Here is a 16841-nt window from a genome sequence, read left to right as displayed (position 1 = left end):
CCCAGCCCCCTCAGTTGGTCACCCGCATGGGCATGAGGACGTAGAGGAAGTTGCCTGCCGCCCGGAGGACCCCCGGGCTCATCTCATCAATCAAATCGAGATGAAGCTCGTCCTCCTCCAGAGCCCGCAAGGGAGCCATCAAAAAGTCGGGATTGAAGGCAATGGCAAAGGTGGGACCGTCATACTTGATGGGCATGGACTCCTTTGCCTCCCCGATTTCCGGCGAGTTCGCGGTCACATCGAGATTGTCAGGACCAAAGACCAGCTTCACCGAATTGGATTTCTCCGAGGAGAGGAGGGAGACCCGGCGCACGGTTTCGTAGAAAGACTCGCGATTGAGGTCGAGGCGCTCCTTGCGCTCGCCGGGGATGACCTGTCGGTAATTGGGGTAGTTCCCTTCAATCAGTTTGCTGACGATGATGCTATCGCCAATTTGGAAAGAAATCTGATTGGACTGCAGCTTGACGAGCACCTCGCCCTCCAAGCCCGAGAGGCGGCCCAACTCTTGGATGGCCTTGGTCGGGACAATGATTTCGGTCTCGTGACTGGCAGGGAATTCCAAGTCGTTCTCCACCATCGCGAGGCGCCGGCCATCAGTCGCCACCAGGGTGATGCGCCCTTCTTTGAACGAAATGAAGATGCCGTTGAGAACGTAACGGGTCTCGTCTGAAGAAATGGCGTAAGAGGTCTTCTTGAGACCTTCTTTGAAAAGAATCTGCGGAATGCGGTATTCGCGCGCGTCGTTAAAGTCAGGCAGCGGAGGGAACTCCTCGTGGGAAAGGCCGATGATTTTGAAGAAGCTGGGACCACTGGTGATATTGGCCACATTCTTGCCATCAATGGCGATTTCCACTTCCGCAGAGGGAAGTTCGCGAATGATGCTCAAGAGCCGCTTGGCAGGCAAGGTGGTGGCTCCCTCCTTCAGCACTTCCGCCTCGACCGTGCCACTGACCCCGACATCGAGGTCGGTGGTGGTGAGGCGAAGCTGGTTATCCTTGGCCTCGATGAGGACATTGGAGAGAATGGGCAGCGTGGTGCGAGTGCTCACAACATGCTGGACTTGTTGCAAGCCATCGAGAAAGGCTTCCTTTGCGATACGAAACTTCATAAGGGTCCGCCCGAAGGCTACGCAAGGATTCAAAGAAGCCCGCCGCATTGCAAGCCCTTCATCCGGTTATGACCTGATGGCAGTGACTTTTCGCCCTTTTTTCAGCGATTGAGGCTGGCGGCGAGGTGTTCGATGGCCTCGCGGGTCTCCTCTTCACTTTCCATCAAGCCCTTCACTTTCTTGACGGCGTGAATGATGGTGCCATGGTCGCGCCCTCCAAAAGCATCCCCGATTTCCACGAGAGAATTCTTGGTCATGGTGCGGCTGAGATACATGGCCACCTGGCGGGCGTGGGCGATATTCTTCGGTCGGCGACGACCCGTCATATCTGCCACCCGGAGGTCAAAGTATTCCGCTACCTTGCGCTGGATGGCATCAATGGTGACCTTGCTGCTGGCCTCCTCGCGCAGAATGTCCCGCAGGAGATGGTCGACCCGACTGACTGAAAGATCGCCATTACCAAGGGAGGTGAAGGTCGCCACCCGCACGAGAGCCCCCTCCAACCGCCGCACACTGCTGCGCACCCGCTCCGCGATGTAGACGAGGATGTCGTGGGGAATGGTCGCCTTCCACTCCTCGAGCTTCTTTTGCAAAATGGCCACCCGCATCTCCAGGGAAGGCGGCTCCAAGGCCACCGTGAGCCCACTCTCGAACCGCGTCATGAGGCGGGGCTCGAGACTCTGGATCTCGCAAGCCGGCCGGTCCGAGGTCAGGATGATCTGCGCCTGCAGGTCCAAGAGCGCATTGAAGGTGTGGAAAAATTCGTCTCCGGTCTTCTCCTTGCCGCGCAGGAACTGGATATCATCCACGATGAGCACTTCCGCCTTGCGGTAATTGGCCCGGAAGCGGGAGAGACTCCCCTTTTGCACCGCATCGATGAACTCGTTGGTGAACTGCTCGCAGGTCAGGTATTGCACCCGCGTCTTGGGGCTGGTGCGCAGGATTTCCTGCCCCAAAGCCTGCGCCAGGTGGGTCTTGCCCATCCCCGAACCTCCATGGAGAAAGAGCGGATTGTAGGCCTGCCCCTTGCCTTGGGCCACCGCATAACAGGCGGCATGCGCAAACTCGTTGCTGCTGCCCACCACGAAGCGCTCGAAGGTGTTGTCAGGGTTCAGCCGTGCCTTCTTGATCAGCCGCTTGAGGCTATCCTCTTCCTCGCCAAGACCGTCCCGGGGGGAAACCGCCTCGCGAGCGGCTTTCCCACGGGACGCTCCTCCCTCCGGCCCCACCGTTCGGCCTCCCAGAGAGACCTCGGACTCGGACCGCACCCGCACCTGATGGGCCAGAGCGGGGTCCAGCACCGTGCCCAGGGCGGCACAGAGCTCGGGCATGTAGTTCGTTTCAATCCACAGGCAATGCGTATCGCTTGGCACGGTCAGGACCCGCGTGCCATCTTCTTCCTCTTCCAAGCGGGCCTCGGCGAACCAACGGTCGAAGACATTTTCGCGCACCAAAGTGCGCAATTCGGGGGCGATTTGGCTCCACAGGGCCTCGGCATTGCCCTCCCCCTCGCGCTCGCGCGGTGCCGCCTGTCCCTCTCCTGAAAAATCAGGTCGGGGAGTCACGTTGACATCGGGAACTTCGGAGTGGGGGTTGAGACTGAGCATCGTTTTAAGAGAACTAAGAGGGTTGGCATGGGGCGTTGCTTCCGCTGTGAATGGGCGAGGCCTTCACACCTGGACGGGAGCCGCCGGGAGGGGAGTTCTAGATAAGAAATCGGGCCCTCGCCAAGTGTTAGAACGCCTCTTTCGCGGGGAACTTTTTCGCTCCTAGAAAATCGAGGGTTCCACGGTAAAATTTTTCTCAGGCTTGACTCCCAAATCGCTTAAGAGGGGCAAAAGAACTTGTCACAGAATCGTCACCCACCGCCCCTAGACCGAAAGAAAAAACCGACAACCGACTCTTTTTTAGACAGATAAGAAAACACTCAAAAACTCCCGCACGCCTTTCTTCGTCCGCTTAAAAGTTTTACCCTCCCGCGAAAATCTTTCAAAAAAAACAAGATCAAGGAGTTGAAGACGAGGCAGGGAGGCCGTCTGCGGAAGCGCCGGAAAAGCCTTTTTACCATCCCTCGCAGCGGGCTGAACTTTCTCGCGAATGACCTTGCGCGATGGGCTCCGCAGAGCCAAGGGTGAGGCATGCTGACTCTCGGAATTCTGGGCTCGGGTTCGGGCTCGAACATGCAAGCCATCATGGACGCCATCGCCTCCGGGCAGCTTCTTGCCCGCATAGGCGTCGTTCTCTCGGATCAACCCGAAGCCTTCATCCTCGAGCGGGCGCGCCAAGCGGGACTGCCCACCGGGGTCATCGACTGCGGGGGCTTCCGCAACAAATTCCCCGAAGATGCCCAAAAGGCCACCGCGGATCGCTTGCAGGAAGCGGGGGTCGACCTCGTGTGCCTGGCCGGCTTCATGCGCCTGGTCAAGGCCCCGCTCCTCACGGCCTTCCCCGAGCGCATTCTCAATATCCACCCCTCCCTCCTCCCCGCCTACCCCGGGATGGCAGCCTGGGAGCAGGCCCTCGCCGATGGGGCGAACGAAAGTGGCTGCACCGTCCATCTGGTGGACGCCGGCATGGACACCGGTCCCATCCTCGCCCAAGCCCGGGTGCCTGTTCTTGCCGACGACACCGCCGCTAGTCTGCACCGCCGGATTCAGGACGAGGAGCACCGCCTTTATCCCGAGACGGTAGCGAGCTATTGGGCGCGGATTTCCCGCTAGCAGCAAGGGGATGGCCCTCAATGGGCAGGTATTCCCACTCCCCGAGATGGCGCGGACCGGTGTCCAGGATGCGCACATCGAGCCACATCTTGACCCGTGCCCCCACTTCGCGCAGCCGCGTTTTCCACCCCGCCTCGGCCTTCAGGTCCCGGGCATTGTAGCCCACGTAGGAGAGTCCTTCACTGCGCGCGATGTAAGCCGCCCGCTCATTGTGGAATTGTTGCGAAATCAAGACCACGGAGGGCGCCCGAAAGACCTTCTTGGCCCGCACCACGGTATCGAGGGTGCGCAGCCCGGCGAAGTCCCGCACGATGACCTCCTTGGGCACCCCACGCGCCAGGAGAGCATCCCGCATCATATTGGGCTCATTGTAAAAACGCTCCCGATTGTCCCCTGAGACGAGGAGGCATTCCACCTTGCCCGCTTCCCAGAGCTCCACCGCCGCATCGATGCGATGCACAAAGTAGAGATTGTCCTCCTCCCCGATCTTGTCAGTCGTTCCGAACAAGAGACCGACCGGCTGAGGCGGAACGTCTTCCACCCGATCGAAAAGGAGTCCTTCGCCCGCCCGCTTGGCCGCCAGATTGGTATAAAGCACGAAGGCTCCTGCCAGCACCATCCCCAGCAAGGCGAAGCGGGCCGCCAGACCCACCCAACGCCACCATCTGGAGCCCCCACTCTTCATTTATGCGCATTCCATGGCGACAGGCCGCGAAGAAATTCCTCCCACTTCGGCACCGCCGCATCCTTGGGAGCCAGCACCCGCAGCTTTTCCGGGATATTGTGAAAAGTGGCCACCTGCGTTTTTCCCCAAAACTCCCCGTCGACTTCCACGGGGATCTCCCGCTCGCATTCCACGCGCAGGCCGCTGGATTGAAAGTAACTCACGGTATCGGAATGCTCGGCGAAGCCGCCCCGCGCCACTCCGGCCAGAGAGTCCGCCACCAGCTTGTAGCCCGCTTCCTTAAAAACGAGCACATCCAGCAAATCGTCCGCATTGTTGGCTTTGCCAAAAAGCCGCACCTGACCGCCGTAGAGGGAGCCATTGCCCACCAGCACCGCGACCCCTTCCTCGGTGTGACCCTCCTCGAAGTTCACCGTCATCTTCGGCGGTTTGTCGCCCAGCACCTTCATGGCCGAGACCAGGTAGGCCAGCGGACCCAGCGCCTTTTTCGATTCCCACGAGGTCTCCTCAATGATCTGAGCATCAAAGCCGACCCCTGCCATCTGCACAAAGGGAGCCTGGTTCATGGCAAAGAGATCCACATTCACCGTCTCTCCTTTGAGAATAACCTCGAAGGCCCGCTTGAGCTGATCAACGGGCAGGCCCAGCTCGCGAGCAAAGACGTTCATCGTCCCCGTGGGCAGGATCCCCAGCGCGGTCTGGCTGCCGGCCAGGCCCTTGACCACGGCATTGAGCGTGCCATCGCCCCCAGCGGCCACCACCACGGGTTCGCCACTGCTGGCAAAGGCTGCGGCCAACTCCTCCGCCTCCGCTGCGGAATTGGAGGCAAATACGGCAAACTGTCCCGCATGATCCATAATGAAACGCCGCGCCCCATCCGCGCGCGCGCTCCGGGCCTTGGGGTTGAGAATGAGCGGGTAGCGACTTCCGTGACTGGTCTGAATCATTGCGCAAATTTCTGAAGTTCTTCCACCACCCGGCTGACCGGTAGGCCCATCACATTGTCCCGGCAGCCGACCACTTCCGCGATGATGCGCTCACCCCCATCCTGGATAGCATAGCCGCCCGCCTTATCGAGCACTTCCACCCGCGCCTGGTAATCGGCAATCTCCTCGTCGCTGAGTTCCTTGAAGCGCACCCGGGTCGTTTCATGGAACACCTCCTCGCCCTGCGGCGAAAGCAAAGCCACCCCGGTGACCACCTCGTGCCAACGCCCGGCCAGCAAGCGCAACATCTCCGCCCCCTGCGCCAAATCGCGCGGCTTGCCCAGGGTGCGGTCATCGACCACCACCACGGTGTCGGATCCAAGGACCACCGCCGAGCGCTCACCAGCAAAGATATCGCGGGCCTTGAGGAGAGCATTTGCGCGCGCCAGCTCGACAGGAGGCAGCGCTCCCGGAGCATGCTCTTCCACGGGCGAAGGAAAGACCGTGAAGGTCACCCCTTCGCGGGCCAACAGCTCCCGCCGCCGCGGGGAGCCTGATGCGAGAACCAACTTCATAACGCATTCATGGCCTCGGACCCTGAAGCGCGCAAGCCACAGCCGCGACTGCAGACCAGAAATCTGGGCTCACCCCTCCAGCGCACCAAGGTCATCCAATCCCGCCAGCTCACAAACAACCGCGAAGTGCTCCTTCTCCACCGGAGTGATGGACAGGCGATTGCCCTTGCGCAGGGTCAGCATTCCCTCCAGCCGTCCTTCGGCCTTCATTTCATCCAGTGGAACGTAGTGCGGCATCCGGCAGACAAACTCGAAGTCCACCAACAGCCAGCGCGGCTTGTCCTCCGAAGACTTCTCGTCATAATATTTTGCCTTTTTGTCGAACTGGGTGGGATCGGGGTAAGGTCGACTGGCCACCTTCACCACCCCCGCCACCCCTGGAGGCTTCGTGTTGGAATGATAAAAGAGGGCCAAGTCACCAATCGCCATCTCGTCGCGCATGAAGTTGCGGGCCTGATAATTACGGATACCATCCCAAGGCTCGGTGCCCGCCTTCTCCATTTCGTCGATGCCAAAGACATCCGGTTCCGATTTGATGAGCCAATACTTCATGCCCCGCAGGGTAGCGCGCCCTCCGGCCGGCGCAAGGGAAGCACGCCGCGAACAGTGTCACCCCGAGGCGAGAGGGCGGATCAAAGTGCGAACTGCTTGAAGCCCTCTGGCCACACTCCGCCCGCGCCCCGCTTTCCCTGTTGCAATCAGCCCCCCGATGTTGATTCTCGCCCCATGCAACATTCCGTCTCCTATTGGCCCTTTGCCGACATCCCCCTCCGCCAGTTTGCTGTAAAAATCGCCCCCCTCGGCTACTCGGGCATTGACCTGCTCCATCCCAGCCAGGCTCGCGAGCTGGCTGGCACCGGGGTGGTCGCCAGCGTCACCGCCGCCCCCGAACACCCCTCCGGCTTGGGCTGCATCGAGCGCGCCTTCAATCGCCTCGAGCATCACGACACTCTCCACGAAATCTACCGCTCCCTCATCCCCGCCGCCGCCGAGGCCGGCATCCGCCAAGTCATCTGCTTTTCCGGCAATCGCGAGGGACTCGATGACGCCACCGGGCTCGCCAACTGCGCCCGTGGACTGGAGCCCCTTCTGCCCCTCGCCGAGGAGCACGGCGTCACCCTTCTGATGGAACTGCTGAACTCCAAGGTGGACCACCCCGACTACCAGTGCGACCACACCACCTGGGGAGTGGAACTCTGTGAAAAGCTCGGCCACAACCACTTCAAGCTCCTCTACGACATCTATCACATGCAGATCATGGAGGGCGACCTCATCCGCACCATCCGCGACTTCCATCCCTATCTGGGCCACTACCACACCGCGGGCAATCCTGGTCGCCACGAAATCGACGCCTCGCAGGAAATCCACTACCCCGCCGTCGTGGAGGCCATCCGCGAGACCGGGTTCGCGGGATTCTTCGGACAGGAATTCGTCCCGACCCGCGAGCCCTTCGCCGCACTGCAGGAAGCCATCGAGATCTGCCGCCCCTAGCTCCCAGCCACCCCCTCCATGCGCTCCTTCTTGCTCCTCGGCCTACTCCTCGTCAGCCTCCCTCTCCTCGCCCAGCTCCCGCCCTCCCTCGGGCTGGCCCCAAGCGAGCCCCTGCCCGACGAAGACGTGGAAGCCGCCCTCTACGTCACCGGCTGGGAGGTCATCCTGGAAATCGTGGCCAAACCCCTCCCCCTACAAAATGCCCTCGGCCTCGGCTGGGATCCCGCCGCACCGATCACCCCCGCCCAACGGGCCCTGCTGGCAGAAAAAGCAACTGTTCACTTCGCCGACCATTCCACCCTCCTCCTGGATGGCGAGCCGGCCAAACTCATCACCGACTCGGTGCAGTTCATCACTCCCGACAAGCTCACTCCCGAAACTCTTCCCGCCGACGCCCTCGTCAGAGGAGAAGACTTCCGGATCATGGTGCAAGCCTCCGTCCCCCTGCCCAGCCTGCAGACCCGACTGACCCTCAACTGGCACCAGTTTCCACCCGGCCAGGACCTCCTCCCCCTGCGCGTGGCCGACTCCATCGGTTCCCGGGCCTACCTCCTCACCCCCGACTCCCCCGAGCTGACTCCCGACATCCGCCTCGCCAGCAACCTCCGCGACACCCCGCCTCCCCCCCCCCAGCCGGGAATCCATCCCCTCCCCCTGCGCTGGATTCTTCTCCCCCTGCTCGCTCTTCTCGCCCTTTGCCTGCTGCGCAAACTCTGGAAGCCAGCCCTCCTCGTGGTCTTGCTCGGTCTCCTCGCGCTCCTCCTCGTCACCACTCACAATGCCCGCTCCCTGCAAAAACTCGCCCATCAAGTCAGCGACGAGGAGGGCAAAGAAATCACCGACCGCATCCTCGAAGGCGTCTATCACGCCTTCAACTTCACCAGCGACGAACAGCAATACGACGTCCTCGCCCAGGTCCTCGCCGAGCCGGCCCTCACCGAGACGTTTCTGGAAACCAATCGCACCGTCGAAGCCCGCAAGCGCGGTGGCTCCCAGGTGCGCGTGCAAAACGTCACCGTCGAGGCCCTCACCGCCTCCCCCCTCCCGGACGGGAAAGCGGGCTTCCTCGCCAACTGCCTCTGGCGCACCCGCGGCCAGGTCGGCCACTGGGGACACTTCCACGACCGCAGCAATTTCTTCACCGCCGAACTGCATATCGAAATCGTCGCCGGGCGTTGGAAAGCCACCGCCATCGACCTCCAAAACCGCATCCGGGAGTGAATTTTGACCTTCGAAAGGTAAAGAAAAATGCTAAGAAATACTCTCATCATCAGAATCCCGAACTCATGAACCGTCGTCTCATTTCTCTCAATTTTGTTTGGCTTCTCCTTGTAGTCGCCAGCATTGCGAGCGGCCAGGAGGACAGGCCGACTCAAGTCTTTGACATTCCGAGCGTCTTCGCACGCCCCATTGAGTCTGCCAATTTGGAAAGCTTCCTACCGGTTTCCTTTTTCAATCTGAAAAAAGAGATGACCCGCGAAGAAATCATTCAGGCTTTCCCCAATCTGAAGTTTCAGCAAGTCCGTAGCTTTCCTCACATCTATGGGGAAACCCCTTCCGAACACTACTTGGAGAGAATTGATTGTTTTTGGGAGGATGATCGCCTGAGGAACGTGTCGTTGTCTTCCGTTCGGCTTCCCCCAACCCAAGGCCAATTGAAAGAATGGATCTCTGAAATCGGAATCCTGACCGAAGCCGAACCTCTGGCTTTCCACCGGTTTCGATACGAACGGGCCCAAACCAACACTCTCATTCTGGAATGGCACCGCGAACCCCACCTCCTCAGACTCACTCTAGACCAAAAAGATACCACACTCTTCACTAATTTGGATTACTATCCAGGTCCTGGCAACCCGGCAGTCCCCCGGATTCGTAAGACTCCGGTAGCGACAATTTCCTTCGAATTCGTTCAGAGCCTTCTCGATTACTATATAAGGGAAAATGAGGTCTTTCCCGCTGGAGAGGGACCCCGAGGGCCGCTTCCCCTCCCTGAAGGAGAGAGGCAGATGCTCGAATCTTTTTCGAAATTGCGCTCCAAAACTGACCCCAACTCCCGGGATGGAGTGCAATACTGGATTCCTTTCGAAAAAGAACTCATCAAAGCCCTGAACGCTCACTACGCGCCCTTAGGAAAGAAAGGAGCTTTCGAACGACTCATCGATATCGCCCGCGGCAAGGTCCCAGCGATCCGAACGGGCTCCGCTCAAGTGGGGGCTGCCGCTTTCCTCGCAAAAAGCAAAAATCCCGATGTCATCGAATATCTTTTTCGCGGCCTTGAAGTTGAGCTCCCTTCAGGCGTCGAGTCCCATTGCGCAGAAGGCCTCGCACGATTTTGCACCGGCCCCGTCATGGACCGTGTTCTCCTCTACCTAGACGACGAATCGGAATCCAAGCGCGAATCCGCAGTCAACATTCTTTCTGCCATCAAGACGCAAGCGCAATTAAAAGAGCTGTTAGGCAAAGCTCGGAAACAAAAGCCCGAAGTGAGAAGTCTTTTGCACGTCGTAGTCACCCAGCGGATTCGAGAATTAAAGAGGGATTCTCGGTAAGGACGACAGGCTCTCCCGCGAGCTCCACTCACCGCTCGTAAAGCCCCCTCCGGTAAACAATCGCAAACCATCGGGCGGCTTAAGGGACTGCAGTCCGAATTTGCCAGTGGGCTCGTTTTCGTTAGGGTGGGTCATGCAGATTACTTTTCTCGATGCTTCCACCCTCCACCGCGACGACCTCGATTTCTCGCCTTTTGAGAAATTCGGCCCGCTGACGTTCCACGACACCACCACTCCCCTGCAGCTCCCCGACCACGCCGCCGGAGCCGACGTTCTGGTGACCAACAAGGTGCCGCTGACGGCGGAGAATATCGCCCAGCTGCCTGACCTCAAACTGGTCCTCATCGCCGCTACCGGCTTCAACCACATCGACCTCGCCGCCACCGCCGCCCGCGGCATTCCCGTCTGCAATGTGGCGGGCTACTCCACGGCTGCGGTCGCCCAGCACGCCTTCGCCCTTCTCCTCAACCTCGTCACCCGGGCCCATCGCTTCGATGCCGAGATCCAAAGCTGGTCCCAGTCCCCCATCTTTTCCTCGCTGGACTATCCCGTGGTGGAGCTGGCGGGAAAAACGATGGGCCTCGTAGGCTTGGGAGACACGGGAAAAGCAGTCGCCCGCGTGGCCGAGGCCCTCGGCATGTCGGTGCAGGCGCTCGCCCGCGAGGGAGCCTCGCCCAGTGAGTATCCCCGCCTCCAGCGGGAGGAATTCTTCGCCACCTCGGATGTCATCTCCCTGCACGCTCCCCTCAATGACGAGACCGCCAAACTCATCAACAGCGAGACTCTGGGCCTGATGAAAGCCAGCGCCTATCTCATCAATACCGGACGCGGGGGACTGGTAGACGAGCCCGCGCTGGCGAAAGCCCTGCGCGAGGACAAGCTGGCCGGAGCCGGACTGGACGTGCTCTCGGTCGAGCCTCCCACCCCAAACAACCCCCTCCTCGCCGCCGACCTACGGGCCAAGAACCTCGTCCTCACCCCCCACACTGCCTGGAGCGCCCTTGAAGCCCGTCAACGCCTGCTCGCCGGATTGCTCGCCAATTTGGAAGCCTACCTCTCCGGCGAGACCACCAACCAAGTCAACTAAGCACCGCCCACGATCATGGACGATCCCGAAATCCTCGCTCTCCTGCCCGCCATCGCCGAACAACTGCAATCGCCGGAGACCCCCTTTGTCAAAGAGGCCTACGAGCACCTCCTCGCGCAAGAAGACATTGAGGAAGAAGAAGCCCGCTACATGCTGGCCTTCTGCCTGGCGGATGAAATCGAGAAAATGAACCGCGAGGAGCGGGGCTTCGACTTGGCCCGCTATCAAATGCTTCTTTCCCTCCTACCCGCTCTGCCGGAGTAAGAAAGACGCCTGCAGCTCCTTTTCTCGACGAAAGAGTCAAAAAAGCTTTACTTGACCCTTTCGTCAACTAAGGTGCGCCCGCCCATGGGAAGAACCTCCACCGCCCCCCGCCAACTGCAGGAAGCCCTCATCACCTTGATTTGGGAGCAGTGCTACACCCACGTCACCATCGATGCCATTTGCGAGAAGGCGGGCGTCAAGAAAGGTTCGTTCTACCATTTCTACAAATCGAAATCCGAGCTGGCGGTGGCGGCCTTCGAGCTTCATTGGCAGGAGGAAAGCCGCCCCCGCTGGGACGCTCTCTTCTCGGCCTCGACCCCGCCTGACCTGCGCTTTGTCAACTGGTTGCGCTACGGCTACGAGAAAACCCTGCGTCAAAAAGAAGAATGCGGCCGCATCCTGGGCTGCCCCTTTTTCAACATCGGGCAGGAAACGGCCACCACCGAGCCTGAGGTCAGCGCCAAGGTGCGCGAGCATCTCGGTCACATCCACGCCTACCTCGCCAACGCCCTGCGCGACTGTAACGCCGCCGGACTGACCACCATTACCGACCCCGAAGCAACCGCCCGCAATCTCTTCAATCTCGCCCAAGGGGCCCTCACCCAAGCCCGGATCGAAAACTCCGCCCACCCCTTGGCCGAACTCCCCAGCGCGGTTTCCCGACTGACTGGTCTAGAAATCCCCCTCCATCCCGATTCCCTAGCCACCCCGACAAACAACTAGCAAATAATCTATCAATTTCAGGAATAAGCCCGCGCCCTTCTCCTCCCACGGGCCTGCCCCGGAGTCCACGCCTCTCACCCAATCACCATCACAAACCATGAGTTCGGAATCTTCCTCTGCTACCAAGAAACAAACCGGCGGGCGCCTGCTCCGCTTTCTCCTCCTCGCCGCCCTGCTCGCGGTGGGAGTCTGGATTGGTCTGCGCACTCTGCAAAAGACAGAACCCGCCGGAGCCACGGCCGGTGGCGGCGAGGCCCCTCAGGGACCTCCCCCCTCGACCGTCAAGGTGACCCGCGTGGAAGCGCGGGCCTCCCAGAATACCCACCGGGTGGTGGGCACCATCCGGGCTGTCAGCCGGGCCGATGTCGCCGCCCGCGAGGACGGAGCGGTCATTGAGATTCTCGTCAATGAAGGCGATACCGTGGAGCAGCATCAGGTGCTGGCCCGGCTCGATGCCCGTCGCCTCGACGCCCAGATTGCCCAAGCCCAGGCCAGTCTGACCGCCGCCCGCTCCCTCATCACCCAGCGCGAGGCGGAGCGGGAACGCAACGAGACGGACTTGAGCATGAAGGAAAAGCTCTTCGCCGAGAAAGCCATCTCGCAGGCGGAATTCCTTGATGCCGAACGCTCCCAGAAGGTAGCCGGCTCCCAGGAGCAATCGGCCAGGGACTCCCTGAAGGCCGCCGCCGCAGCGCTCGATCTCCTGCAAGTGCGCAAGGACGACCTCGTCATCCGGGCCCCCTTCGCCGGCCGGGTGGTGGCTCGCCACATCGAGCCCGGCGAGTGGCTCAACCCGGGCCAGACCGCCTTCACCCTCGTCAATTCCGGTCGCGTGGAAGCCTGGCTGCAGGTGCCCGAGCGCTTTGCCAATTCGGTGGGCGGTAGCGACATCGTGGTCGAGGTGGCGGGCCGCGACTACCCGGCGACCAACCTGCGCCCCGTGCCGGAGGCCAACGAAGTCACCCGCGTGCTGACCGTGATCGCCGATATCGAAGACTCGCGTGACGAACTGGTCCCGGGTCTGGCGGCCTCCGCCTTTCTGCCCGTGACGGAGGAAAGCGAGCGCCTGGCAGTGCCCAGCGACGCGCTCGTAACCACCTACGCCGGACGCGCCCTCTACCGCGCCCAACCCCAGCAGAGCGGCCTTCCCATCGCGGAACAGCTCCCGGTCACTGTTCTCTTTCAACAAGATGGCATCACCTACATCGAGAGTGACGTCCTCCAGGAAGGCGATCTGGTGGTGACCGATGGCAACGAACGTCTCCGCGCCGGAGCCTCCCTCGCCATCACTCCTGCCGAACCCCAGACCGCTGCCAACTAATTTTTTCCCGCTCTCTGTCTCGTGAAAAACCTCATCCAAGCCGCCGTGCGGCAACCGATCAGCGTCTCCGTAGGCGTGCTTCTCGCCGTCTTTGCCGGCATTCTCGCCATCTCCCTCGTGCCCGTGCGCATGACCCCGGAGGTGTCCTCCGTGGTGGTCTCGGTGACCACCAATTGGGAATCCGCTTCCGCCGAAGAAATCGAGTCCGACATCATCGAGGAGCAGGAAAAAGTGCTCGGTGAGGTCACGGGTCTCACTTCCATGATCTCCACCTCGGCCGCCGGACAAGGTTCGGTGCGCCTGGAGTTCGAGACCGGCACCGATATCGAGAAAGCCAATGCCGAAGTGCTGCAAAAACTGGACGAAGTCCCCGGCTATCCCAGCGGCGTGCTGCAGCCGGTGGTGGAGCCCATCGATATTGAGTCCGTGGACTGGATTGCCTGGGCCGGCCTCTCGTCCTCGGACCCCGACTTCCCCGCCGAGACCCTCTACGACCTCATGGTGCGCCGCATCAAGCCCCGCTTCGAGCGCATCGACGGTATTTCCCAAGTCGGCATCCGGGGCGCGGTGCAGTCGGAGCTCCACATCCGGGTCGATCCCGAGGCCCTAGCCCAGCGCGGCATCACCTACTCCGAGCTGCGTAGCGCCATCCAGAGCGCCAACGCCAACTTCTCGGGCGGACGCATCGAGGACGGCAAGCGCGACCTCCGCCTGCGGGCCACCGGGCGCTTCGATGACCCCGAGTCCATTCGCGAGACCGTCATCCGCCGCACGGAGGCCGGCAATGTGACCGTGGGTGACATCGCCACTGTGGAGATGTCTTACAAGGAACCCACCTCCTGGGTGCGCGCCCGGGGCAACCGCATGCCCTTCTTCAACTTCCAGCTCGAACGCGGCGCCAACCTCCTCGAGACCATGGGCTTGCTGAAGGCCGAGTTCGCCGAACTGAACAAGCCCGGCGGTCTTCTCGAACAAGAGGCCATCAATCTCGGCATGGATGGCACCCTCAAAATCGTGCAAACCTACGATTCCACCACCTATGTGGAAGACGCCATCGAGCTGGTGAAATCGAACATTTTCGTGGGGGGCATTCTCGCCACCATCACCCTCCTCTTTTTCCTGCGCTCCCTGCGCACGGTGGGCATCATCGCCATCGCCATCCCCGTTTCCATCGTCACCTCGCTGGTCATCCTCGTCGCCCTCGGCCGCTCCATCAACATCATCTCCCTCGCCGGACTGGCCTTTGCCATCGGCATGGTGGTGGACAACGCCATCGTGGTCATCGAAAACATTTACCGCCACCTCGAGCTGGGCAAAAAACCGGCCGAAGCAGCTCTCAAAGGCACCCAGGAAGTGGCCGGAGCGGTCCTGGCCTCGACCATGACCACGCTCATCGTCTTTGCCCCCATCCTCATGATTCAAGAGACGGCGGGCCAACTCTTCCGCGATATCGCCCTCGCCATCATGTCAGCTGTCGGCCTCTCCATGATCGTCTCCCTCACCGTCATCCCCACGGCGGCGGCACGCTTCTTGAAGGAGAAGTCTTCTGACGGCGAGCCCAGCGCCTTCGACAAGGCTTTTTCCAATCCCTTTTTCCGCATTCTGGGCCTTCCCTTCGCGCCCCTGCTGTGGCTCTTCAACCACATGCCCGACATGGTGGCGCGTGGCGTGGCGCGCATCAATGCCAACTGGCTGACCCGCACCGCCGTAGTCATCGGCTTTACCGCTCTCACCCTGGTGGGCACGGCCAAGCTGCTGCCCCCCCGGGACTACTTGCCGAAGGGAAACCGCGAGATTATTCTCAGTCTCCTCTTCCCCCCGCCCACCTACAACCTCAAGCAAATGTCCGACATCGGGGCCGGCATTGAGGAAAAAGTGCGCCCCTTCTGGGAATCCACCGAGGACAAGTTCGAGATCGAAGGCGTCCTCCGCGGCGAACCCTCCCAAGGCGTGGACAAGCGCCACGAGGTCGCGGTCATGCCCCCCGAGCCCGGTCGCCCGGAAACAATCATGCCCCCGGCCGTATCGCAGTATTTCCTCGTCTCCTTCGAGGGCCGCATGTTCCAGGTCATTCGTTCCGAGGACAAGAAGCGGGCCATCGATGCCAAATACATCTTGCAGGAGGCCATCTCGGGCATCCCCGACACCATGGGCTTTGCCTTCCAAGCCCCCCTCTTCCGCGTCGCGGGCACCACAGGCTCGGCCATCAAGATCGATGTGCGGGGCAACGATCTCGACGATATCAGCCGCACCGCCGGGACCTTCCTCGGCGCTCTCATCGGCAAGTTCGGCCCTTACAATCTGCAGTCCTCGCCCCCCAACTTCACCCTGCCGGTGGAAGAGGTGCGGCTGCAGCCCGACGATGAGCGCTTGCGCGAAAACGGGCTCACCCGCACCGACCTCGGCCTCGCCACCCAAGCAGCCGGCGAAGGCATCCTGCTTTTCCGTGACTACGAGCAGAATGGTGAGCTGAAAGACATCAAGCTCATTAACCAGGGAGCTTTCTCCGAACGCCCCTTCGAAAGCCTCCTCGATACCCCGGTGGCCACCGCCAGGGGCGAGGTCACCGACCTGCGCTCGCTCTCCACCATCCAGCGGGTGCAAGGGCCGGACCAGATTCGCCACGTGGACCGCCTCCGCGCGGTCACCCTGGAGGTCACCCCCCCTCCCGGCCTGGCCCTGGAGACCGCCATTGCGCAAGTCGACGAACTCGTCGAACAGCTCAAGGAAGCGGGACAGGTCGCCCCCGGGGTGACGGTGGAGATCGCCGGTTCGGCCGGCCCCCTGGCCGAAATCACGACCGCTCTTGTGGGCGATGGCACGTTCTTCAAGACCCTCACCTCCTCCGTGGTGTTGGCCCTCTTCGTCATCTACCTCCTGCTGGTCATCCTCTTCCAGAGCTGGTCCTACCCGCTGGTCATTCTCCTCTCGGTCCCCCTGGCCACCTTTGGCGGCTTCCTCGGCCTCTTTCTCGTGCATCAATGGTCCCTTTCCGATCCCTACATGCCGGTGCAGCAACTTGATGTCCTCACCATGCTGGGCTTCATCATCCTCGCCGGAGTGGTGGTCAACAATGCCATCCTCATCGTGCACCAGACCCTCAACTTCATGGAAGAAGACCCCACCATGCTGCCGGACGATGCCATTCGCGAGTCGGTGCGCTCCCGCGTGCGCCCCATTCTGATGTCGACCCTGACCTCCGTTGGCGGCATGCTGCCCCTGGTGGTCTTGCCCGGCTCGGGCTCGGAGCTCTACCGCGGCCTCGGAGCGGTAGTGGTGGGCGGCCTCGCCGTCTCCACCATCTTCACCATGTTCCTGGTGCCCGCCGTCCTGAGCATTGTCCTGAACCTGGCTCACCGCGAAAACACCCAACCCGATCACGCTTAACCTCA

15 protein-coding genes are annotated in these 16841 nt (G+C 61.3%); 9 read left to right on the top strand and 6 right to left on the bottom strand.

Annotation, left to right across the window (positions count from 1 at the left end):
- Positions 1-10 precede the first annotated feature (10 nt).
- Both dnaN and dnaA read right to left on the bottom strand, forming a co-directional pair.
- Positions 11-1108 carry a DNA polymerase III subunit beta gene (gene dnaN, locus JIN78_RS01880; RefSeq protein WP_200390232.1) on the bottom strand — a complete coding sequence of 366 codons (1098 nt, stop codon included), beginning with the start codon at positions 1106-1108 and terminating at the stop codon, positions 11-13.
- Positions 1109-1209: 101 nt separating this feature from the next.
- Entirely contained in the window at positions 1210-2715 is a 1506-nt protein-coding gene (gene dnaA / locus JIN78_RS01875; RefSeq protein WP_200390231.1) for a chromosomal replication initiator protein DnaA, read from the bottom strand.
- Positions 2716-3246: 531 nt separating this feature from the next.
- Here dnaA and purN point away from each other — a divergent pair.
- The gene (purN, locus tag JIN78_RS01870) at positions 3247-3828 is read left to right on the top strand and encodes a phosphoribosylglycinamide formyltransferase (RefSeq protein ID WP_200390230.1); all 582 of its coding nucleotides are present in this window, start codon (positions 3247-3249) and stop codon (positions 3826-3828) included.
- Here the strand turns inward: purN and JIN78_RS01865 are convergent.
- The 4 genes from JIN78_RS01865 to JIN78_RS01850 form a co-directional block, all read right to left on the bottom strand.
- Positions 3743-4513, bottom strand: coding sequence for a SanA/YdcF family protein (locus tag JIN78_RS01865; RefSeq protein WP_200390229.1), 771 nt, complete (start codon positions 4511-4513; stop codon positions 3743-3745). The genes purN and JIN78_RS01865 overlap by 86 nt on opposite strands.
- Positions 4510-5460, bottom strand: coding sequence for a diacylglycerol/lipid kinase family protein (locus tag JIN78_RS01860; RefSeq protein ID WP_200390228.1), 951 nt, complete (start codon positions 5458-5460; stop codon positions 4510-4512). Before JIN78_RS01860 ends, JIN78_RS01865 begins: the two co-directional genes overlap by 4 nt.
- Positions 5457-6014: a Maf family protein gene (locus JIN78_RS01855; RefSeq protein ID WP_200390227.1), complete on the bottom strand. Its 558-nt coding sequence runs from the start codon at positions 6012-6014 to the stop codon at positions 5457-5459. Before JIN78_RS01855 ends, JIN78_RS01860 begins: the two co-directional genes overlap by 4 nt.
- A 69-nt stretch (positions 6015-6083) precedes the next feature.
- A complete protein-coding gene (locus tag JIN78_RS01850; RefSeq protein WP_200390226.1) occupies positions 6084-6566 on the bottom strand; it encodes an EVE domain-containing protein in 483 nt (160 codons plus the stop codon).
- A 174-nt stretch (positions 6567-6740) separates the two neighbouring features.
- Between JIN78_RS01850 and JIN78_RS01845 the strand changes: the two genes are divergently transcribed.
- From JIN78_RS01845 to JIN78_RS17665, 8 genes are all read left to right on the top strand, one after another.
- Positions 6741-7505 (top strand): hydroxypyruvate isomerase family protein, encoded by a 765-nt coding sequence (locus JIN78_RS01845; protein ID WP_200390225.1) that lies wholly within the window; start codon positions 6741-6743, stop codon positions 7503-7505.
- An 18-nt stretch (positions 7506-7523) separates the two neighbouring features.
- Complete coding sequence (locus tag JIN78_RS01840; RefSeq protein WP_200390224.1) at positions 7524-8726, top strand: hypothetical protein; 1203 nt, start codon at positions 7524-7526, stop codon at positions 8724-8726.
- Positions 8727-8791: 65 nt separating this feature from the next.
- Entirely contained in the window at positions 8792-10054 is a 1263-nt protein-coding gene (locus JIN78_RS01835; RefSeq protein WP_200390223.1) for a HEAT repeat domain-containing protein, read from the top strand.
- A gap of 133 nt (positions 10055-10187) precedes the next feature.
- Positions 10188-11141, top strand: coding sequence for a D-2-hydroxyacid dehydrogenase (locus tag JIN78_RS01830; RefSeq protein WP_200390222.1), 954 nt, complete (start codon positions 10188-10190; stop codon positions 11139-11141).
- A 15-nt stretch (positions 11142-11156) separates the two neighbouring features.
- Entirely contained in the window at positions 11157-11405 is a 249-nt protein-coding gene (locus tag JIN78_RS01825) for a hypothetical protein (RefSeq protein ID WP_200390221.1), read from the top strand.
- An 84-nt stretch (positions 11406-11489) separates the two neighbouring features.
- Positions 11490-12128, top strand: a complete 639-nt coding sequence (locus JIN78_RS01820) for a TetR/AcrR family transcriptional regulator (RefSeq protein ID WP_200390220.1) — start codon at positions 11490-11492, stop codon at positions 12126-12128.
- 97 nt (positions 12129-12225) lie between these two features.
- Positions 12226-13449 carry an efflux RND transporter periplasmic adaptor subunit gene (locus tag JIN78_RS01815; protein ID WP_200390219.1) on the top strand — a complete coding sequence of 408 codons (1224 nt, stop codon included), beginning with the start codon at positions 12226-12228 and terminating at the stop codon, positions 13447-13449.
- A 21-nt stretch (positions 13450-13470) separates the two neighbouring features.
- Complete coding sequence (locus JIN78_RS17665; protein WP_200390218.1) at positions 13471-16836, top strand: efflux RND transporter permease subunit; 3366 nt, start codon at positions 13471-13473, stop codon at positions 16834-16836.
- Positions 16837-16841: the final 5 nt, after the last annotated feature.

Origin of the sequence: Roseibacillus ishigakijimensis (genome assembly GCF_016595415.1) — a bacterium.
Lineage (GTDB): Bacteria > Verrucomicrobiota > Verrucomicrobiia > Verrucomicrobiales > Akkermansiaceae > Roseibacillus > Roseibacillus ishigakijimensis.
The sequence above is the reverse complement of the archived record's forward strand: the minus strand, read 5'-3'. Positions and strand labels throughout refer to the sequence as shown.

What these genes read in the sequence shown, in the direction of transcription:
- JIN78_RS01860 (WP_200390228.1), bottom strand. Translation starts at nt 5,460, where the DNA reads ATGATTCAGACCAGTCACGGAAGTCGCTACCCGCTCATTCTCAACCCC.
- purN (WP_200390230.1), top strand. Translation starts at nt 3,247, where the DNA reads ATGCTGACTCTCGGAATTCTGGGCTCGGGTTCGGGCTCGAACATGCAA.
- JIN78_RS01845 (WP_200390225.1), top strand. Translation starts at nt 6,741, where the DNA reads ATGCAACATTCCGTCTCCTATTGGCCCTTTGCCGACATCCCCCTCCGC.
- JIN78_RS01820 (WP_200390220.1), top strand. Translation starts at nt 11,490, where the DNA reads ATGGGAAGAACCTCCACCGCCCCCCGCCAACTGCAGGAAGCCCTCATC.
- dnaA (WP_200390231.1), bottom strand. Translation starts at nt 2,715, where the DNA reads ATGCTCAGTCTCAACCCCCACTCCGAAGTTCCCGATGTCAACGTGACT.
- JIN78_RS01835 (WP_200390223.1), top strand. Translation starts at nt 8,792, where the DNA reads ATGAACCGTCGTCTCATTTCTCTCAATTTTGTTTGGCTTCTCCTTGTA.
- JIN78_RS01865 (WP_200390229.1), bottom strand. Translation starts at nt 4,513, where the DNA reads ATGAAGAGTGGGGGCTCCAGATGGTGGCGTTGGGTGGGTCTGGCGGCC.
- JIN78_RS01825 (WP_200390221.1), top strand. Translation starts at nt 11,157, where the DNA reads ATGGACGATCCCGAAATCCTCGCTCTCCTGCCCGCCATCGCCGAACAA.
- JIN78_RS01840 (WP_200390224.1), top strand. Translation starts at nt 7,524, where the DNA reads ATGCGCTCCTTCTTGCTCCTCGGCCTACTCCTCGTCAGCCTCCCTCTC.
- JIN78_RS01815 (WP_200390219.1), top strand. Translation starts at nt 12,226, where the DNA reads ATGAGTTCGGAATCTTCCTCTGCTACCAAGAAACAAACCGGCGGGCGC.
- JIN78_RS01855 (WP_200390227.1), bottom strand. Translation starts at nt 6,014, where the DNA reads ATGAAGTTGGTTCTCGCATCAGGCTCCCCGCGGCGGCGGGAGCTGTTG.
- JIN78_RS01850 (WP_200390226.1), bottom strand. Translation starts at nt 6,566, where the DNA reads ATGAAGTATTGGCTCATCAAATCGGAACCGGATGTCTTTGGCATCGAC.
- JIN78_RS01830 (WP_200390222.1), top strand. Translation starts at nt 10,188, where the DNA reads ATGCAGATTACTTTTCTCGATGCTTCCACCCTCCACCGCGACGACCTC.
- dnaN (WP_200390232.1), bottom strand. Translation starts at nt 1,108, where the DNA reads ATGAAGTTTCGTATCGCAAAGGAAGCCTTTCTCGATGGCTTGCAACAA.